Consider the following 16206-nt stretch of genomic DNA (forward strand, 5'->3'; position numbering starts at 1 on the left):
TGTCGCGCTTCAGACGGTGATGAGCTCCTTCGCCGGGTCCCCGAGTAGTTCGACCAGGTCGTTGACGGCTGCGCGCCCGGCCCGGTTGGCGCCGACGGTGCTGGCGGAGGGGCCGTAGCCGACCAGATGGACGCGCGGGTCGGCGGTGGCGCGGGTGCCGGTGAGCGCGATGCCGCCGCCGGGGGAACGCAGGCCGAGCGGCGCGAGGTGGCCGACCGCGGGGCGGAAGCCGGTCGCCCAGACGATCGCGTCCACCGCCAACTCCTGCTCGCCCCAGGCGACCCCTTGTTCGGTGAGCCGGTCGAACATCGGCCGGCGGTGCAGCGCGCCCAACTCCTCGGCGCGCCGGTAGGCGACCGAGGGGCCGAGGCCGGTCACGCTCACCACGCTGCGTACGGGCAGGCCCTGGCGGACCCGCTCCTCGACCTTGGCGACCACGGCGCGCCCGTACTCGGGGGTGAACGGGCCCTCGTGGTAGACGGGTTCGGAGCGGGTGACCCAGACCGTCTCGCCGACCGCCGCCACCTCCGACAGCACCTGGATCGCCGAGGCGCCGCCGCCCACCACCAGGACGCGCCGGCCCGCGAACTCCTCGGGGCCGTGGTAGTCGGCGTAGTGCAGCTGACGGCCCGCGAAGTGGCCCGGGTAGTGCGGGAGGAAGGGACGGGTCCAGGTGCCGGTGGCGTTGATCAGCGCGCGGGTGGACCAGATGCCTCGGTCGGTCTCGACCAGCAGGCGGGAGTCGGGGCGCTCGGACTCGGCGCGCACCGAGCGGACCGTGATCGGGCGCACGACCGGGAGCGCGTGCCGGGCCTCGTACGCCGCGAAGTACCCCGGTACCACCTCGCGCGCGGGGGCCTCCGGGTCGGTCGGCGGGAGCTCGGCGTCCGGGAGGTCGTGGAAGCCGTGCACGGTGGCCATCCGCAGGGACGGCGAGCGGTGCGCCCAGGCGCCGCCGGGAGAGGCGTTGGCGTCGAGCACGACGAAGCCGCCGTCGGCTCCCTCCTGGTAGGGGGCGAAGCCGCGGCGGCGCAGGTGGTGGGCGGCGGACAGGCCCGCCTGTCCGGCGCCCACCACCAGGACGTCCACGCGCCGCTGCGGGGCTTCGGGCCGCTGTCCGTCGGGAAGCCGCGGGGCGTTGTTGGTTGCACCGTAAACAGTCACGCCGATGAAACATCTGGGGGGTCGGTGGCTGTTCCCGGTGCCCACGCCGGTCGCCGTGGTCGCGTCGAGGCGCGTCATCGGCGCCGTGGTGCCGCCCGCGCACCGGTGGCGGTTCAGGCGATCGGGGAGATCACCGCGGCGGTGCCGTAGGCGCAGACCTCGGTGCCCACGTCCGCCGCCTCGGTCACGTCGAAGCGCATCATCAGCACCGCGTTGCCGCCGCGAGCCTTGGTCTGCTCGATCAGCCGCTCCATCGCCTCGTTGCGGCTCTCGACCAGGGTCTTCGTCAGACCCCGCAGCTCACCGCCGATCAGCGACTTCAGCCCGGCGCCGATCTGGCTGCCGATGTGGCGGCTGCGCACGGTCAGTCCGAAGACCTCGCCGATCACGTGGTCGACCCGGAAGCCGGGGATGTCGTTGGTGGTCACGACCAGGACGTCGGCGTTCGGGCCCTGCCCGCCGCCGTACTCGTTGATGTCAGCCATGGAGCCCATCCTGCCGGGGTGGTGCGTCCGAGTGACAGAGGCGCGGCCGGGACATGGCCGAGAAGGCTTCGCCAAGCTGGTTCAGACCGGTGATCGGGCGGCCGAAAAGCCGTACCGTAGCCCCATGGGCGAGCGAAGCGATCATCCACAGGGGCCGGGCGCGGCGGAGTACTCCGGCGCGCCGGAGATCGAGGCGACGGTGGTGCTGGGCCTGCGGATCACCGACTGGCCGGCACTGCGCGCGGCCGCGATCAGGGCCGTCGAGGAGCTGGACTTCGAGGGCATCGACCCGGCCGGCCAGCGCCGGGAACTGCTGCGCGAGGTGGCCGAGGACGCCAACGCGGCGCTCGGCGCGCTGCTGCACCCCGACCGGCTGGTGGCCGCCATCCCGGGGGTGGAGGCGATCGGCGGCACCCTGGAGATCAGCGTCACCGAGGACTTCACGCCGGACTTCGCCGAGTTGTTCCCGCTGGACGACGAGGACGAGGACGGCGGCGCGGGCGCCGACTGGACCCTCACCCCGCGCACCGCCTGCCTGCTGCACGCCCAGCTGATCGGCCTGGGTGACGCCGCGTACGACGACCTCGACGAGCACGGGGACGACCCGGTGGTCGAGGCCGAGGACACCGACTGGACGGTCTTCGCCCGGCTGCCCCAGTGCACCTGGCGCCTCCACCGGGGCTGGCGCCGCTCGATGGCCCGGGCCTTCGACGACCTGGCCGACGACCTCGCACTCGGAGAGTGGCCGCTGCCGCGCTGCCTGGCCGAGGAGATCGCGCTGCGGATGGCGCTGGTGGATGCCCGGGTGCTGCTGGGCTCCCAGCCCGAGTCGGTGGCCGACATGATGGGCGACCTGCCGGCCGACCTGTACGACTACGACTGGGACGGCTGCCACGACGAGCTGTTCGGCGTGTACGGGCCGGACGAGGGGGACCCGGAGCTGGGCGCGGAACAGCGCACCGAACTGCTGCTGGCGGCGACGCACCCGGAAGGGTGGTTCCTGATGTACGAGGATGCGGAGGAACGGGACCCCCAGCGCGGGTACCGGCGCTGAGCGGGCGTCGACTGGTGGTCCTTCCGGTGGGCCGGGCGCGGCGGCGGGTGGGCGGTTAGGCTGCGGACATGTCCGATGTGTCTGGTACGTCCGGTGTGCCCGGTCCGCTCGGTGGTGCGGGTGTGCCCGGTCCGTCCTCGGGGGAGTCGGGCGGGGACGAGCCGGGGTTGGCCCGGATCGCGCTCGGGCTGGACGGTGTGCAGGCGGCGCAGCGCGGGCGGACGGCCGAGGCGCGGGCCAGCTTCGAGGCGCTGTGGGAGGCGCTGGGCGAGCGGGACGTGTTCCACCGCTGCGTCCTGGCGCACTATCTGGCCGACCTGCAGGACGACCCGCGAGCCGAGCTGGAGTGGGACCGGCGGGCCCTCGCGGCCGCCGACTCGCTGACCGCCGAGCGTGCCCAGACGTACGAGTCGGCCCTCCAGGTGCGTGCCTTCTATCCCTCGCTGCACCTCAACCTGGCCTCGGACCACCTCAAGCTCGGCGAGCCGGACCTCGCGCGCGAGCAGCTGGAGCGGGCGGTGCGGAGCTTGGACGCGCTGCCGGAGGACGTGTACAGCGCGGGCATCCGGGCGGCGGTGGACGAGCTGCGGCAGCGGCTGCGCTGAGCGGTTGGGTCGGGTGGTTGGGTTGGGCGGTTGAGTGGGGTGGCTGCACTGGAGGGCTGTGCTGAAGGACTGTGCTGAGCGGCTTTGCCTTGCGACTGTGCTGGGGGTGGGGGTGGGGGGCAGGCCGGGGTGGGTGGTGGCGGGGCTGGCATGCTGGACGGGTGACTTCTCCGTTCGATGCCCCGGCCCCCGTTCCCGCTCCCGACGACGCTTCCGCTTCCGGGGACTCTCCCGCCCCCGAGGGCCGTGACGCGCGGCCGCAGTACGTGCTGCCGCTGGTCGTCCGGCTGGAGAAGGCCACGCCGCCGGGGCGGACGGACGCGCTGGAGACCTCGGCGCGGGCGGTGCTCACGTTGCTCGCCGACCCCCGGGTGACCGAGGCGGAGGGCGAGTGGGCGGAGCAGGTCACGGCCTGGGAGGACGCCCGGATCCGTAAGGTGGTCCGGCGGGCCCGGGGTGGGGAGTGGCGCCGGGCCGGGGAGCTGCCGGGCATCACGGTGCGGGGGCGGGAGGCGGAGGTGCGGGTGTTCCCGCCGATTCCGCTGGACGGCTGGCCGAAGGAGCTCGCCAAGCTCCAGGTCTCCGGGACGGATCTGGAGGAGACGGCCGAGGTCGGCGCGCCCGAGCCGGGGCTGCCGGTGTTGTGGCTCAACCCGGAGCTGGAGATGAGCGCGGGCAAGACGATGGCGCAGACCGGGCACGCGGCTCAGCTCGCCTGGTGGCGACTGGACGACGCGCAGCGCAAGGAGTGGGCGGAGTCCGGGTTCGCGCTCGCGGTCCGCACGGCCTCGCCGGAGGCGTGGGAGGGGCTGGTCCGCAGCGGGCTGCCGGTGGTCCAGGACGCCGGCTTCACGGAGATCGCGCCGGGCAGCTGCACGGTGATCGCGGACCATCCGGCGCTGCGGTGACGGGTGGCGGGGGACGGGGAGTCCGACCGGGCTCGGGTGGCGAGTGGCAGGTAGCAGGGAACAGATAACAGGGAACAGATAACAGCGAACGGATGACAGATTTCGACATCTGTCATCCGTTCGCTGTTCGTTGCCAGCTGCCGGATGCCCCGCGTCGGCCGCCGTCGTCAGGAGCCCGAGGCCTCGTACCGCCGCATCGCCCGCCACCCGCCGTACACCGCCGCGGCCGTCCAGAGTGCCATGATCAGCAGCCCGGTCCAGTGCCCGTAGTGGATGCCCGGTTCGGGCTGGGTGCGCGTCGCGTACAGGCCGGCCCGGTCGGGCAGGAACTGGCCGGCCTCGCGGACGCCCGGGATCGCGGCCAGCCAGGTGGTGCCGAGGAAGACCATCGGGGTGAGCAGGCCGAGCGCCGCGCTGAAGTTGCCCAGCATCGCGGTCAGTCCGAGGCAGATCAGCACCATCATCGGGTGGTAGAGCACGCCGGCCAGGAAGCTGCGGGCCAGGCCCGGGGTGGACAGGTCCAGGCCCACGGTGGCGCGAACGGCGAGGAAGGAGCCCGCCGTCGACGCCACTCCCACCAGCAGGCCGAGCACGGCGCCGAGCGCGAGCTTGGCGCCGTACAGTCGGCCGCGCCGGGGGACGGCGGTGAGCGAGGTGGCGATCACCCGGGTGTTGAACTCCTGCCCGATCAGCAGGATCCCGAGGCAGGCCACGGCCACATGGCCGAACAGCAGGCCGTAGTAGATCCCGCCGGCCGGGTCCTCGCCGGGGGTGTGGTCCTTCGCTCCGTAGGCGGCGTTGACTGCTGCGGTGACTCCGACCGTCATGACCACGGCGGTCAGCGGCGCAGACCACTGTGAGGGCAGGGTGGTGAACTTGATCCGTTCGGCGCGCAGGGCGTTGCCGAGACTCATCCTCATCTCTCCTTCACTCAGGGTCACTTGGCGCGCCGCATCGCCCGCAGCCCGCCGTACGCCGCCAGCGCCGTCCAGAGCGCCATGATCAGCAGTCCGGTCCAGTGCCCGTACGCGGTCTGCGGGTCGTCGGCGTAGCGCAGCGCGTACTGCCCGGCCCGGTCGGGCAGGAACTGGAACACGTGGCGCGCCCCGGGCAGGCCGCCCAGCATCGGCGAGAGCAGGAACACGGTCGGGGTCAACAGGCCCATGGCTGCGGTGAGGTTGCCCAGCATCGCGGTCAGTCCGAGGCAGAGCACCACCAGCAGCGTCGGGTACAGCACTCCGGCCGTGGCCGCGCGGGCGAAGGCGGAGCCGTGCCAGTCGGCGGGCACGGTGGCCGCGTACCCGGCGAAGGCGCCCGCCGTGCCGAGCGCGCCCACGCCGAGGCCGATCAGAGCGCCCAACGCCAGCTTGGCGCCGTAGAGTCGACCGCGCCGGGGGACGGCGGCGAGCGAGACGTCGAGCATCCGGGTGTTGAACTCCTGGCCGATCAGCAGGACGCCGAAAGCGACCAGCACCGCCTGGCCGAAGTTGAGCCCGTAGAAGATGCCGACGCCCGGGTCGTCGGTGATGTTGTGGTCCTTGTCGCCGAGTGCCGCGCCGACGGCCGTGGTGACCCCGGCGGTGAGCAGTACGGAGAGCAGCGGCGCCAGCCAGAGCGAGCGCAGCGTGGTGAGCTTGATCCGCTCGGCGCGGAAGGCGTTGACGGCGTACGACGGCGAATTCATACGGCGGCCTCCGCCCGGTAGTCGACGCTGTCGGCGGTCATCCGCATGAACGCCTCCTCCAGCGAGTCCTGTTGGACCGCGATCTCGTACAGCACCACGCCGTTGGCGGCGGCGAGCGCGGCGATCCGCTCGGGTTCGGCGCCGGCCACCTCCCAGGCGCCGCCGTCGACTTCGACGGCGTCCAGGCCGTGGCCGTCCCCGCCGAGCAGGGCGGCCAGCTTGGCCGCATCGACGGCGCGGACCCGGATCCGGGTGCGGCCGTGGCGGTCGATGAACTCGGAGGTGGCGGCGTCCGCGAGCAGCCGGCCTCGGCCGATCACCACCAAGTGGTCGGCGGTGAGCGCCATTTCGGTCATCAGGTGGGAGGAGACCAGCACCGCCCGGCCCTCGGCGGCCAGGTCGCGCAGCAGGGTGCGGATCCAGCGGATGCCTTCCGGGTCCAGGCCGTTCACCGGTTCGTCCAGCAGCAGCACCGGCGGGTCCCCGAGCAGCGCCGCGGCCACCCCGAGGCGCTGGCGCATCCCGAGCGAGAAGCCCCGGATCCGGCGCCCGCCCGCCTCCGTCAGTCCGACCTGGGCCAGCACCTCGCCGACCCGCCGCTGCGGCAGGCCGTTGCTCGCGGCGATCCAGCGCAGGTGGCCCTGCGCCGTCCGGCCGCCGTGCAGGGCGTGGGCGTCCAGCAGCGCGCCGACCTGCCGTAGCGGCGTGGTGAGTTCGGCGTACGGGCGGCCGCCGACCAGGGCATGCCCGGCGGTGGGACGGTCCAGGCCGAGGATCAGCCGCATGGTGGTGCTCTTCCCGGCGCCGTTCGGGCCGAGGAATCCGGTCACCACGCCGGGCCGGACCCCGAACGACAGGTCGTCGACGACCCGCCGGCCGTCGTAGTCCTTGGTCAGGCCCTGGATCTCGATCACGGCCGCCCTTCCTTTCCACAGGTGGTCACCGCCAGTGCTCCGGACGGTGGTTCCATTCGACCGGAGCGGGACCGTGGGCGGATCCCGCCGGGGTGGGGACGCGCCTCCCTCCTGGGAGGGAGCTCGCGACGGCCCCGCGGGGGACCGAAGGAGGGCTGTTGACCTGGCAGGATGGCCCGGTGCCAAGAATGACCGCGTCCCGGATCGGACGACTTAGAGGCGGAGCGCCCGGGTGCGTGCTGCCCAGGTTCCTCGCGCCGCTAGTGGCCGGTGCCACCTACGCCCGGCTGTTGCACCTGCTGGTCGGGTGGATCTTCGCCGGCGTGGTCCTGCTGATCTACCCGGGGACGTACCAGAAGAGCCTGGGTGAGATCCTGGCGGGGGCCGTCTGGTTGGACACCGTCCTGCTCGCGCTGGTCGCGCTCATCCCGGCCGCTCGCCGGGCCGAGGGCGTGCAGGCCCGGCTGCTGCTGGTGCCCGACCGTGAGGAGGACATCGCCGTCGAGCCCTCCCGCACCTGGGCCGACCGGCGGCGCACGGCGGGCTGGCTGATCGGGCGGGTGGTGCTCGGTTCGGCGATCGGCTTCGCGACGGTCTTCGGCCTCAGCCCGGCCTTCGACCTGCTGACCGGGCCGCATGCCCTGTGGTACCTCCCGCTCGCCCCGGTGCTGGCGATCGGCTACGGCTGGCTGGTGGTGTGGACGGGGCGCCTCCAACTCGCCATGGCCGCACGGCTGCTGGGGCCGTCCCCGGCGGAGCGGTTGGCGGAGGCGGAGCTGCGGGCCGAACGGCTACTGGAGCGCAACCGGTTGGCCCGCGAGCTGCACGACTCCATCGGCCACGCACTGACGGTGACGGTCCTTCAGGCTGGCGCGGCGCGCGAGGTGGGGGACCCGGCCTTCGTCGCCAAAGCGCTCGAAGTCATCGAGGAGACCGGGCGGCAGGCGATGGAGGACCTCGAACGCACCCTCGTCCTGCTGCGCGAGAGCCCGGCGGGGGCGGCCGGCGGCGCGGCCACCGAGCAGCCCGGCGTCGACCAGCTGCCCGCGCTGTTCGACACCGCCCGCGCGGCCGGCAGCCCGGTCGAGGCGCGGATCGAGGTGCCAGTCGGCGTGCTGCCCGGGGTACTCTCGCGGGAGTCCTACCGGATCGTCCAGGAGGGCGTCACCAACGCGCTCAAGTACGCGCCCGGCGAACCGGTCGACGTCCAGGTCGCCGTCCGGGAGGGGAAGTTGGAGCTGCGCTGCGCCAACCGGCTGGTGCCGGGGGCGGGCCGGGGCACGTCGCGCAAGGGCGGCAAGGGACTGCGCGGCATCCGCGAGCGCGCCACTCTGCTCGGCGGCGAGGCAAGCGCCGGGCCGTCCGCCGGGCCGCCGGCCGGACTCTCGGCTGGGGCGTCCGTCGGCTCGTCCGTCGGCTCGTCCGTCGGCTCGTCCGTTGGGCTGTCCGCCGACGGGAACGGGGAGTGGGTGCTCGAGGTCCGACTGCCCCTACGCTTGGGCTCGTGACGAATGATCTTGCGGATGACCGCCGGACCGCGGGCGCGGCCGGCCTGACCGACATCCTGCTCGCCGACGACGAGGAGCTGGTCCGGGTCGGGATGCGGGCCGTTCTGGAGGCCCAGGGCGACCTGCGGGTCGTCGGCGAGGCGGCCGACGGCGCGGAGGCGGTGGCCCTGGCCCGCGAGCTGCGCCCGCAGGTGGTGCTGATGGACGTCCGGATGCCCGTCCTGGACGGCCTGGCGGCCACCCGCGAGCTGCTGCGACCCGACGGGTCGGGGGAGCGGCCGCCGCGGATCCTGGTGGTGACCACCTTCGAGAACGACGACTACGTCTACCAGGCGCTGCGCGCGGGCGCCGACGGCTTCCTGCTCAAGCGCTCCCGCCCGGCCGAGATCGCCCACGCGGTACGGCTGGTGGCGGCGGGCGAGTCGCTGCTGTTCCCGGCCGCGATCCGCCGCCTGGCGGCCGGGCACGGCAACCCCACCGCCCGCGCCGCCATGGCCCGGGCGGCGCTGACCGAGCGCGAGGCGGAGGTGCTGCGGCTGATGGCGCGCGGGCTCAGCAACGGGGAGATCGCCGAGCAACTGTTCCTCGGGGTGCAGACGGTGAAGACACACGTCAGCAGCGTGCTGGCGAAGCTCGGCGCGCGGGACCGCACCCAGGCGGTGATCGCGGCGTACGAGTCGGGGTTCGTCGAGCCGTCGGAATGACCCCGGCGGGCCGGGCCGGCCGGCTGCGCGGTCAGGCCGGGTAGGCGTGGGTCTGGGTGGCCTTCACTGAGGCCCAAACCGCCGCCCCCGGCGCCAGCCCCAGCTCCGCGACCGCGGCCGGGGTGAGGTCGGCGGCCATCGGCAGCTCCCCGGACAGCTCGGCGCGCACCTGGTCGCCGTGCAGGTCCAGGCCGGTGACCTCGGCCTTCCACAGGTTGCGGGCACTGGACTGCGGCCGCTCCCGGTACAGGGTCACCGCGGAGGGCGGGAAGGCCACGAAGGCCGGGCCGGTCAGCTCCTCGGCGGTGGCCACGACCGTGCCGTCCGGGAGGGTGACCCGGGGGCCCTCGGCCCGGCCCTGGTACAGGTTCAGTCCGACCAGGCGGGCGATGTAGTCGGTGCGCGGCCGCCGGGCGACCTCCGCCGGGCTGCCGGACTGCACCTCCCGGCCGTCCTCGATCACCACCAGCCGGTCGGCCAGCACCATGGCGTCCAGCGGGTCGTGCGTCACCAGCACCGCCACCGCCTCGAACCCGGCCAGATGGCTCCGCAGTTGGGCCCGTACGTCGAGCCGGGTGCGGGCGTCCAGAGCGGCCAGCGGCTCGTCCAGCAGGAGCAGCCGGGGTCGAACGGCCAGCGCCCGGGCGAGTGCCACCCGCTGCGCCTGGCCGCCGGACAGCCGGCCCGGACGTACCGCGGCGTGCTCGGCCAGGCCCATCCGGTCCAGCCAGGCCGCGGCCTCGGCCCGGGCCTCGCGCTTCGGGCGGCCCTGGCAGCGCGGGCCGAAGGCGACGTTGTCGAGGGCACTGAGGTGCGGGAACAGCAGGTAGTCCTGGAACACCACGCCGACCGGCCGCGCCTCGGCGGGGGTGTGCAGGCGCCGCGCCGGATCCTCCAGGACGTGGCCGTCCAGGCGCAGGTGGCCGCCGGTGAGCGGGAGGAGGCCGGCCAGTGCGCGCAGGGCGGTGGACTTGCCGGCGCCGTTCGGGCCGAGCAGTGCGACCACCTCGCCGGGGGCGGCGGTGAGCGCGAGGTCGAGGGTGAACGCGGCGCGGTCCACCCGGAGGCGGGCGTCCAGGGCGGGGCTCGGGGTGCTCATCGGCTCTGCATCTCGGTTCAGGGGCGGTTCGTTCGCTTCGGGGCCGGTTCGGGTCGGGGGCCGGGTTGGTTCAGGGGGCGGGTCGGGTCAAGGGGTCGACATCCAGCGGTCGCGCAGGCCTACCAGGACGGCGACGGAGACCGCCAGCAGGACCATCGACAGCGCGATCGCGGCCTCCGGATCGGACTCCATGGCCAGGTAGACGGCCAGCGGCATGGTCTGGGTGCGGCCCGGGAAGTTGCCCGCGAAGGTGATCGTCGCGCCGAACTCGCCGAGCGCCCGGGCCCAGGCCAGGACGGCCCCGGCGGCGATCCCCGGGGCGATCATCGGCAGGGTGACCCGGCGGAACGCGGTCAGCCGGGAGGCGCCCAGGGTCGCGGCGGCCTCCTCGTAGCGGGGGTCGGCCGCCCGTAGCGCGCCCTCGACGCTGATCACCAGGAAGGGCATCGCCACGAAGGCCTCGGCGATCACGACCCCGGTGGTGGTGAAGGGCAGCGTGATGCCGAGGGCGGAGTCCAGCCAGGAGCCGACGATCCCGCGTCGTCCCAGCACCAGCAGCAGCGCCACACCGCCGACCACCGGCGGCAGCACCAGCGGCAGGGTGACCAGCGCCCGGATCACCCGCCGTCCGGGCAGCTCGGTGCGGGCGAGCAGCCAGGCCAGTGGGACGCCGAGGACCAGCGAGACCGCGGTGGCGGCCGTCGCGCAGATCAGCGACAGCCGCAGGGCGTCCCAGACGGCGGTGCTGGTGAGCTGCTCGGACAGGCCGCTCCACGGCGCCCGGACCAGCAGGCCCACCAGCGGAAGGATCAGGAACGCCAGCCCGAGCAGCGCCGGGAGCAGCAGCGTGACCGGGACGCGCTGCGGGCCCGGGCGGCGGCGAGACAGGACCCTCGCCGGTCCTGCCGTCGCCGGGGCGCCCTGGTCCCCGGAGCCGCCGCGGCCGTCGGCACGGTTGCCGTCGCGGCCGGTGGTGCGCTTCTTCACGGCGCCTGGAAGCCCGCCGCGGTCAGCACCTGCTTGGCCTCGGGCGACTGGATGTAGGCGACAAAGGCGGCGGCGCCGTCCTTGTTCGGTGCCTTGGCGAGCGCGGCGATCGGGTAGTCGTTCACGGCCTTGTCGGCCTCGGGGAAGTCCACGCCGTCGATCTTCGCAGCATCGGACTGCACATCGGTCTTGTACACCAGCGAGGCGTCGACCTCGCCGAGCTCGACCTTGGTGAGCGCGCCCTTGACGTCCTGCTCCAGGGTGACCGGGGTGAGGTTGAGGCCCGCGGCCTTCAGCGCGGTCTGGGCGGCGGCGCCGCAGGGCACCTCCTTTGCGCACAGCGCGACCTTCACACCGGGGGCGGTGAGGTCCTTCAGGCCCGCGATGTGCTTGGGGTTGCCCTTGGGCACGGCGATGGTGAGGGTGTTCTTCACGAAGGTCTTCGGTTCGCCGCCGGCACCGCCCGCGTCGGTGACGGTCTTCATGGTGGCCGGGCTGGCGGCGGCGAACACGTCCGCCGGGGCACCCGAGTTGATGCTGGTGGCGAGGGCGGAGCTGCCGCCGAAGTTGAACGTGACCTTGGTGCCCGGGTTGGCGGCCTCGAACTTCTTGCCGAGGTCGGTGAAGGTCTCCTTGAGCGAGGCGGCGGCGAACACAGTGATGTCGCCGTGGGCCTTCGGGGCGCTGCTGTTGCCGGTCGCGCCGCCCGTGGTGCTCGCGCTGCTGCTCGCGGCCGAGGAGGTGGAGCCGCCGTCGCTGCCGCAGGCGGTGACCCCGAGGCTGAAGGCGAGGGCCGCCGCGGCGGCGACGGCGAGTCTGCGGGTGGCGGTGGTGTGGGTGCTCATCGGTGCTTCCCCTCCAGGGTTCGCGCCGGAAGGGGCGCGGAGGCGTGACCGCAGGTGCGGCCGTGATGGCGATCATAGTGCCGCAGATGCGAGCGATAAATCCTCTGTCGCTTCGCACAGGCGGGGTGGGGGAAGGGGCTCGGGCCGGCTGTGGGAAGGCTCAAACGTGCACGGACGGTTCGTGTTCGCGGACGGTCCGGCGGGGCGGACCGCTGGGCGGGGGTGGCAGGTGGCCCGGCGTGGAAAATACGTCGCACCGAGGCCGGTCGAACGGCCAGAGTGTTCGCAGCCCGGCCGTACGGCCGAGGAGCGGTCGCGTCGGTCCCAACGGCCGAGCCCAGGGGAGGAGTCCACCCATGTCCACACTTCGGGTCACCGCCGAGAGGCTGGTCATTCTCGAGCATCCGAACGCCGATGCTCTGGAGTTGGCGCAGGTCGGCCTCTACCGCGCGGTGGTCGCGAAGGGTGCCTACCGGACCGGCGACGTCGCCCTCTACATCCCCGAACAGGCTGTTCTCCCCGACGAGTTGATCGAGGAGATCGGACTGACCGGCAAGCTGGCCGGTGCGCGGGCGAACCGGGTGAAGGCGGTACGGCTGCGCGGGGAGCTCTCCCAGGGCATCGTCTGCCGGCCCGCCGCGCTCGCCGACACCGACCTGGCCGGGGCCGCGGACCGGGGCGAGGACTTCGCCGAGCTGCTCGGGATCGTCAAGTGGCAGCCGCCGGTGCCGACCTCGATGAGCGGTGAGGTGGTCAGCGCGCCGGACCTGCTGCCCTGGGTGGACGTCGAGAACCTCAAGCGCTACCCGGACGTCTTCGAGTCAGGCGAGCCGGTGGTGCTGACCGAGAAGCTGCACGGCAGTTGCTGCCTGGTCACCTACACCGCCGCCACCGGCGGGGTGCGGGTCTCCTCCAAGGGGATCGGCGCGCAGGGGCTGGCGCTGGCCGAGGACGGGCGCAACCTGTACTGGCGGGCGGTGCGCGGCTACGGCATCGCGGAGGTGGCGGCCCGACTGGCCGAGCGGCTGGGCGCCGAGCGGGTCGGCATCTTCGGCGAGGTGTTCGGCGAGGGCGTCCAGGACCTGACGTACGGGGCCTCCGCGCGCACCGAACGGCCCGGCTACGCCGCGTTCGACGTGTCGGCCGTGCTCGACGGGCAGCTGACCTGGCTGCCCGCCGCCGAACTGCTGGAAGGCGAACTGTCGTTGGTGCCCGAGCTGTGGCGCGGGCCGTTCGACGCCGGGACGGTGCTGGCGTACGCGCAGGGCAGGGAGGCCCACTCCGGGCGCGAACTCCACCTGCGCGAGGGCGTGGTGGTCCGGCCGGTCGCCGAGCGCTGGAGTCCGGTGCTGGGCGGGCGGGCGATCGCCAAGGTGGTCAGCGACGCCTATCTGACGCGCAAGGGCGGCACCGAGTACGAGTGAGCCGGGCGCTCGGCGCCCGCGGTCGGGGCGGGTGCGCGGTCGGGGCGGGTGTGCACGATGCGCGCCCGCCCGCGCGTTTGCGCCCGACGCTTCCACGGCTGAATACCCGTCAGTAAGGTTGAAGGATCGCCAGCGCAGAAGGAGTGCCGATGACCACCGCAGCCGCCGTACCCGGACCGGCCGGGAACCCCCTGGTCGGGTCGCTCTTCGACCTCACCCGCCGTCCACTGCGCACCTACCTCGCGGCCCGTCGCGACTACGGGGACGTGGTGCGCTTCCAGGCCGGGCCGCCCGGCCTGCGCGTCGAGTTCTACGGTGTGTTCTCGCCCGAGGGCGTCCACCAGGTGCTGGGCACCGAGGCGGCCAACTTCCGCAAGGAGAACAGCTTCTACGACGAGCTGCGGACCAGCGTCGGCAACGGGCTACTCACCAGCCAGGACGGCGACTACCAGCGCCAGCGCCGGCTGATCCAGCCGCTGTTCACTCGGCGTCGGGTGGACGGCTACGCCGACGCGCTCGCCCAGGAGGCGCAGGCGCTCGCCGAGCGGTGGCGGGCCGTGCCGGGCGGGGTGGTGGACGCGGCGGAGGAGATGTCGCGGTTCGCGCTGCGCGCGGTGGCGCGGATCCTCTTCGGCGCCGACGTGGAGGAGGCGGTGGAGGTGGTGAACCGCAGCTTCCCGGCGCTCGGCGAGTACATCAAGGAACGCGGCTTCGCACCGGTTCGGCTCCCGCGCAACTGGCCGACGCCCGGCAACCGGCGCGGCGCCGACGCACAGCGGGCGCTGTACGGGATCTGCGACCGGATCATCGCCGAGCGGGCCGCGCGCGGGGGCGGCGACGAGGACGCGGACGACCTGCTGACACTGCTCGGAAGGGCCCGCGGCGAGGACGGGGAACGGCTGGATCCGGCCGAACTCCGGGACCAGGTCCTGGTGTTCCTGCTCGCCGGGCACGAGACCACGGCCACCTCGCTGGCCTTCGCGCTGCACCTGCTCGCCAAGCACCCGGAGCAGCGCAAGCTCGCGCAGGAGGAGGCGCGGACCGTCCTGGCCGGGCGGGCGCCGACGGCGGCGGACCTGGAGCGGCTGCCGTACATCACCCGGGTGCTGAAGGAGGCGATGCGGCTCTTCCCGGCGGCGGCGCTGGTCGGGCGGCGGGCGGTCGAGGAGGCGGTCATCGACGGGTACGTCATCCCGGCGGGGGCCCAGGTCGTGGTCGCGCCGCTGGTCACCCAGCGGCACCCGGACCACTGGGTGGAGCCGGAGCGCTTCGATCCGGACCGGTTCCTGCCGGAGGAGGAGAAGGCCCGGCACCGGTACGCCTGGTTCCCGTTCGGCGGGGGGCCGCGGGCATGCATCGGGCAGCACTTCTCGATGCTGGAGGCGGTGCTGACCCTCGGGGTGCTCTTGCGGGACTTCGAGGTGGAGGTGGTGGACCAGCGGGTGGCGCTCGCGCAGGGCATCACGCTGCGGGCGGCGAGTGCGATGCGGGTGCGGGTGGCGGCGGTGGGGTGACGGGTGGCTAGCGGCTGACGGCCGGCAGCTGTCGGGTTTCGGCGTTCAGCGCTCAACTTTCAGCGCTCAGCGGACAGATAACAGATTTCGAAATCTGTTATCTGTCCGCTGTTCGTTGTTTGCTGCCTGTTGTCCGCCGTTCGCTGCCCGCCGTCGGTCGTTCGCCGGGTTCCACGCCGGGTTTCGGGCACACGACCGGTCCATTCGAACACATCGCTCCTGGCGTGCGGGCAGCTTTTCAGATCTTCGGGTGGTCGATTCCGACCCCTCGATAGCGTCCCACGCACCCCAGGTCGAAAGGGCACATGCGATTGGCATATGCCCCGCGTGCAGTCCGCCCGGCCGGGGGTGCCCGGGCGCACCGCGTACCGCTCCGGGCCCGACCGGTCGACCGGAGGTCCCATGGGCACCCTGAACGACTTCAGCTTCGGCTGGCTGACCCCCGTCCTCTCGTACCTGATGGCTTGCGCCGGCGCCGCCCTCGGGCTGCGCTGCACCCTGCGCGGCCTCGCCGCGAGCGGCGCCACCCGCCGGAACTGGCTGGTCACCGCCGCCGCGGCGATCGGCTCCGGCATCTGGACCATGCACTTCGTCGCCATGTTCGGCTTCACCGTGGACGGCACCGAGCTGCGCTACAACGTGCCGCTGACCGTGCTCAGCCTGGTCGTCGCGGTGCTGGTCACCGGCCTCGGCCTGACCGTCGTCACCTACGGCAGACACCGGGGCCTCGCCCTGCTCGGCGGCGGCTCCACCACCGGGGTCGGCGTCGCCGCGATGCACTACCTCGGGATGGCCGCCGTCCGGATGCACGGCGGGCTGCGCTACGACGCCGGGACGGTCGCGCTGTCCGTGCTGGTCGCGGTCGGCGCCGCCGCCGCCGCGCTCTGGGCCGCCGTCACCATCCGCAACGTGTACGCGGCGGGGGCCGCCTCGCTGGCCATGGGACTCGCCGTCAGCTGCATGCACTACACCGGCATGGCTGCCGTGCACGTCCAGCTGGACCCCGCCCGCACCGGCCTCGGCGGGGTCAGTCCGATGGAGTTCGTCTTCCCGCTCGCCGTCGGCCTCGGCTCCTTCCTCTTCCTCGCCTCGGCCTTCGTCGCGCTCTCCCCGACCGCCCAGGAGCGGGCCGGCTACCTGGCGGCGGGCGAGCTGACCGTCGAGGAGTTCCCGGCGCCGCCCGCCCACCCCGACGTCGAGTTCCCGGGAGCGGAACTCCCCGACCCGTACCGCCACGGCTCCGAGCGCCACGACCGCGCCGTGTGAGCGGCCGCGCCCGAGGCCGATCCCCGTCCGGCGCCAGTCCCCGCC

General features: G+C 73.6%; 16 protein-coding genes. 8 read left to right on the forward strand and 8 right to left on the reverse strand.

The window, feature by feature from the left end; translation table 11 throughout:
* Positions 1–9: 9 nt before the first annotated feature.
* Both ACZ3UD_RS27595 and ACZ3UD_RS27600 read right to left on the reverse strand, forming a co-directional pair.
* Positions 10–1164, reverse strand: a complete 1155-nt coding sequence (locus ACZ3UD_RS27595; protein WP_465593168.1) for an NAD(P)-binding domain-containing protein — start codon at positions 1162–1164, stop codon at positions 10–12.
* Positions 1165–1277: 113 nt separating this feature from the next.
* Positions 1278–1649, reverse strand: coding sequence for a YbjQ family protein (locus tag ACZ3UD_RS27600; protein WP_465593171.1), 372 nt, complete (start codon positions 1647–1649; stop codon positions 1278–1280).
* Positions 1650–1773: 124 nt separating this feature from the next.
* Here ACZ3UD_RS27600 and ACZ3UD_RS27605 point away from each other — a divergent pair, with 124 nt between their 5' ends.
* The 3 genes from ACZ3UD_RS27605 (at position 1774) to ACZ3UD_RS27615 (ending at position 4216) form a co-directional block, all read left to right on the forward strand.
* Positions 1774–2703, forward strand: coding sequence for a hypothetical protein (locus ACZ3UD_RS27605; protein WP_465593174.1), 930 nt, complete (start codon positions 1774–1776; stop codon positions 2701–2703).
* A 68-nt stretch (positions 2704–2771) separates the two neighbouring features.
* The gene (locus ACZ3UD_RS27610) at positions 2772–3308 is read left to right on the forward strand and encodes a hypothetical protein (RefSeq protein WP_465593177.1); all 537 of its coding nucleotides are present in this window, start codon (positions 2772–2774) and stop codon (positions 3306–3308) included.
* A 161-nt stretch (positions 3309–3469) separates the two neighbouring features.
* On the forward strand, positions 3470–4216 hold the full coding sequence (locus tag ACZ3UD_RS27615; protein WP_465593180.1) for an aminoacyl-tRNA hydrolase: 747 nt from the start codon (positions 3470–3472) through the stop codon (positions 4214–4216).
* A 167-nt stretch (positions 4217–4383) separates the two neighbouring features.
* Here the strand turns inward: ACZ3UD_RS27615 and ACZ3UD_RS27620 are convergent, their stop codons facing one another.
* The 3 genes from ACZ3UD_RS27620 to ACZ3UD_RS27630 are packed head-to-tail and all read right to left on the reverse strand — an operon-like array spanning position 4384 to position 6814.
* Complete coding sequence (locus ACZ3UD_RS27620) at positions 4384–5130, reverse strand: hypothetical protein (RefSeq protein WP_465593183.1); 747 nt, start codon at positions 5128–5130, stop codon at positions 4384–4386.
* A gap of 23 nt (positions 5131–5153) precedes the next feature.
* A complete protein-coding gene (locus ACZ3UD_RS27625; RefSeq protein ID WP_465593186.1) occupies positions 5154–5900 on the reverse strand; it encodes a hypothetical protein in 747 nt (248 codons plus the stop codon).
* The gene (locus tag ACZ3UD_RS27630) at positions 5897–6814 is read right to left on the reverse strand and encodes an ABC transporter ATP-binding protein (RefSeq protein ID WP_465593189.1); all 918 of its coding nucleotides are present in this window, start codon (positions 6812–6814) and stop codon (positions 5897–5899) included. The genes ACZ3UD_RS27625 and ACZ3UD_RS27630 overlap by 4 nt, the downstream gene beginning before the upstream one ends.
* A 236-nt stretch (positions 6815–7050) precedes the next feature.
* Here ACZ3UD_RS27630 and ACZ3UD_RS27635 point away from each other — a divergent pair, with 236 nt between their 5' ends.
* Together ACZ3UD_RS27635 and ACZ3UD_RS27640 are read left to right on the forward strand one after the other, a co-directional pair.
* A complete protein-coding gene (locus tag ACZ3UD_RS27635) occupies positions 7051–8322 on the forward strand; it encodes a sensor histidine kinase (RefSeq protein WP_465593192.1) in 1272 nt (423 codons plus the stop codon).
* Positions 8319–9026: a response regulator transcription factor gene (locus ACZ3UD_RS27640; protein WP_465593195.1), complete on the forward strand. Its 708-nt coding sequence runs from the start codon at positions 8319–8321 to the stop codon at positions 9024–9026. The genes ACZ3UD_RS27635 and ACZ3UD_RS27640 overlap by 4 nt, the downstream gene beginning before the upstream one ends.
* A 31-nt stretch (positions 9027–9057) precedes the next feature.
* On the opposite strand, the gene ACZ3UD_RS27645 is transcribed toward ACZ3UD_RS27640, so the two are convergent.
* The 3 genes from ACZ3UD_RS27645 to modA form a co-directional block, all read right to left on the reverse strand.
* Entirely contained in the window at positions 9058–10125 is a 1068-nt protein-coding gene (locus ACZ3UD_RS27645; protein ID WP_465593198.1) for an ABC transporter ATP-binding protein, read from the reverse strand.
* Between the two features lie 87 nt (positions 10126–10212).
* Positions 10213–11013 (reverse strand): ABC transporter permease, encoded by an 801-nt coding sequence (locus tag ACZ3UD_RS27650; RefSeq protein WP_465593293.1) that lies wholly within the window; start codon positions 11011–11013, stop codon positions 10213–10215.
* Between the two features lie 95 nt (positions 11014–11108).
* Positions 11109–11957, reverse strand: coding sequence for a molybdate ABC transporter substrate-binding protein (gene modA, locus ACZ3UD_RS27655; RefSeq protein WP_465593202.1), 849 nt, complete (start codon positions 11955–11957; stop codon positions 11109–11111).
* Positions 11958–12313: 356 nt separating this feature from the next.
* Between modA and ACZ3UD_RS27660 the strand changes: the two genes are divergently transcribed.
* From ACZ3UD_RS27660 to ACZ3UD_RS27670, 3 genes are all read left to right on the forward strand, one after another.
* Positions 12314–13381: an RNA ligase (ATP) gene (locus ACZ3UD_RS27660; protein ID WP_465593205.1), complete on the forward strand. Its 1068-nt coding sequence runs from the start codon at positions 12314–12316 to the stop codon at positions 13379–13381.
* Between the two features lie 149 nt (positions 13382–13530).
* A complete protein-coding gene (locus tag ACZ3UD_RS27665) occupies positions 13531–14895 on the forward strand; it encodes a cytochrome P450 (RefSeq protein ID WP_465593208.1) in 1365 nt (454 codons plus the stop codon).
* A gap of 402 nt (positions 14896–15297) precedes the next feature.
* Entirely contained in the window at positions 15298–16161 is an 864-nt protein-coding gene (locus tag ACZ3UD_RS27670) for an MHYT domain-containing protein (protein ID WP_465593211.1), read from the forward strand.
* Positions 16162–16206 lie beyond the last annotated feature (45 nt).

Source organism: Kitasatospora sp. NPDC023118 (assembly GCF_055560875.1).

Coding starts and splice junctions, on each gene's coding strand:
- ACZ3UD_RS27610 (WP_465593177.1), top strand. CDS start 2,772: ATGTCCGATGTGTCTGGTACGTCCGGTGTGCCCGGTCCGCTCGGTGGT.
- ACZ3UD_RS27600 (WP_465593171.1), bottom strand. CDS start 1,649: ATGGCTGACATCAACGAGTACGGCGGCGGGCAGGGCCCGAACGCCGAC.
- ACZ3UD_RS27645 (WP_465593198.1), bottom strand. CDS start 10,125: ATGAGCACCCCGAGCCCCGCCCTGGACGCCCGCCTCCGGGTGGACCGC.
- modA (WP_465593202.1), bottom strand. CDS start 11,957: ATGAGCACCCACACCACCGCCACCCGCAGACTCGCCGTCGCCGCCGCG.
- ACZ3UD_RS27620 (WP_465593183.1), bottom strand. CDS start 5,130: ATGAGTCTCGGCAACGCCCTGCGCGCCGAACGGATCAAGTTCACCACC.
- ACZ3UD_RS27665 (WP_465593208.1), top strand. CDS start 13,531: ATGACCACCGCAGCCGCCGTACCCGGACCGGCCGGGAACCCCCTGGTC.
- ACZ3UD_RS27625 (WP_465593186.1), bottom strand. CDS start 5,900: ATGAATTCGCCGTCGTACGCCGTCAACGCCTTCCGCGCCGAGCGGATC.
- ACZ3UD_RS27605 (WP_465593174.1), top strand. CDS start 1,774: ATGGGCGAGCGAAGCGATCATCCACAGGGGCCGGGCGCGGCGGAGTAC.
- ACZ3UD_RS27660 (WP_465593205.1), top strand. CDS start 12,314: ATGTCCACACTTCGGGTCACCGCCGAGAGGCTGGTCATTCTCGAGCAT.
- ACZ3UD_RS27670 (WP_465593211.1), top strand. CDS start 15,298: ATGGGCACCCTGAACGACTTCAGCTTCGGCTGGCTGACCCCCGTCCTC.